General features: G+C 57.0%; 2 protein-coding genes and 1 pseudogene. All 3 read right to left on the reverse strand.

The genetic code is table 11. From position 1 onward, the window contains the following. Nucleotides 1-134 precede the first annotated feature (134 nt). Entirely contained in the window at nt 135-500 is a 366-nt protein-coding gene (gene ble / locus ACOT0L_RS23930; RefSeq protein WP_004201167.1) for a bleomycin binding protein Ble-MBL, read from the reverse strand. Nucleotides 501-503: 3 nt separating this feature from the next. Beyond that, a complete protein-coding gene (gene blaNDM / locus ACOT0L_RS23935) occupies nt 504-1,316 on the reverse strand; it encodes an NDM family subclass B1 metallo-beta-lactamase (protein WP_421637281.1) in 813 nt (270 codons plus the stop codon). Nucleotides 1,317-1,416: 100 nt separating this feature from the next. Continuing rightward, a pseudogene (locus ACOT0L_RS23940) lies at nt 1,417-1,551 on the reverse strand (IS30 family transposase); the annotation flags it as partial. Nucleotides 1,552-1,611: the final 60 nt, after the last annotated feature.

Here is a 1,611-nt window from a genome sequence, read left to right on the forward strand (position 1 = left end):
AATTTCAGGTAAGATACTTCGGATGAGGAGCAAAAAGGTGGTTTATACTTCCTATACCCGCCCGCGCCGCGATGGTCGCATCGAGCGCCTCGGGTGTGCTGATCCCGCAAATCTTGATTTTCGCGGGCATGCGGTCAGTCGGGGTTCTGGATCAGCCGCACCAGCGTGCAGTCGGGATCGATCAGGTAGCCGATCCTCAGGCCGCTCGCCTCCAGTTGCGGAGCTTTGAAGCGCGGCCAGCCGGTGCTTTTTTCCTCGGCTCCCGCCGCGTTCACCAATGCCACCATGGCATCGAGATCATCCAACCGCAGGCAACAGCCGAACGAGCTCGTAGCTGGGTCGAGGTCAGGATAGGGGAAGAATTCGAGCTGCAAACCGCCGCGCTGCAGGATCATCCAGCCGCGATCCTTCCAACTCGTCGCAAAGCCCAGCTTCGCATAAAACGCCTCTGTCACATCGAAATCGCGCGATGGCAGATTGGGGGTGACGTGGTCAGCCATGGCTCAGCGCAGCTTGTCGGCCATGCGGGCCGTATGAGTGATTGCGGCGCGGCTATCGGGGGCGGAATGGCTCATCACGATCATGCTGGCCTTGGGGAACGCCGCACCAAACGCGCGCGCTGACGCGGCGTAGTGCTCAGTGTCGGCATCACCGAGATTGCCGAGCGACTTGGCCTTGCTGTCCTTGATCAGGCAGCCACCAAAAGCGATGTCGGTGCCGTCGATCCCAACGGTGATATTGTCACTGGTGTGGCCGGGGCCGGGGTAAAATACCTTGAGCGGGCCAAAGTTGGGCGCGGTTGCTGGTTCGACCCAGCCATTGGCGGCGAAAGTCAGGCTGTGTTGCGCCGCAACCATCCCCTCTTGCGGGGCAAGCTGGTTCGACAACGCATTGGCATAAGTCGCAATCCCCGCCGCATGCAGCGCGTCCATACCGCCCATCTTGTCCTGATGCGCGTGAGTCACCACCGCCAGCGCGACCGGCAGGTTGATCTCCTGCTTGATCCAGTTGAGGATCTGGGCGGTCTGGTCATCGGTCCAGGCGGTATCGACCACCAGCACGCGGCCGCCATCCCTGACGATCAAACCGTGGGAAGCGACTGCCCCGAAACCCGGCATGTCGAGATAGGAAGTGTGCTGCCAGACATTCGGTGCGAGCTGGCGGAAAACCAGATCGCCAAACCGTTGGTCGCCAGTTTCCATTTGCTGGCCAATCGTCGGGCGGATTTCACCGGGCATGCACCCGCTCAGCATCAATGCAGCGGCTAATGCGGTGCTCAGCTTCGCGACCGGGTGCATAATATTGGGCAATTCCATCAAGTTTTCCTTTTATTCAGCATTAAAAACCCCGCAAATGCGAGGCCTAGTAAATAGATGATCTTAATTTGGTTCACTGTAGCAAAAATATGGGGCGAATTCAAACATGAGGTGCGACAGTTTCAAAAGCCATATGATAATCAACAAGCTGAGCAAATTTCTCTAATGGTGTAAGCCAATCTAACGCCTTTCTAGGACGAGTATTCAGTGACATGGCAACTTGATTTAAATAATGCCCGCATTAAAATCTAGCGAGGGCTTTACTAAGCTTGCCCCTTCCGCCGTTGTCATAATC

It is taken from the genome of Enterobacter cloacae complex sp. XAL002 (assembly GCF_049236805.1).
GTDB classification, from domain to species: Bacteria; Pseudomonadota; Gammaproteobacteria; order Enterobacterales; family Enterobacteriaceae; genus Enterobacter; species Enterobacter intestinihominis.

Coding starts and splice junctions, on each gene's coding strand:
- blaNDM (WP_421637281.1), bottom strand. CDS start 1,316: ATGGAATTGCCCAATATTATGCACCCGGTCGCGAAGCTGAGCACCGCA.
- ble (WP_004201167.1), bottom strand. CDS start 500: ATGGCTGACCACGTCACCCCCAATCTGCCATCGCGCGATTTCGATGTG.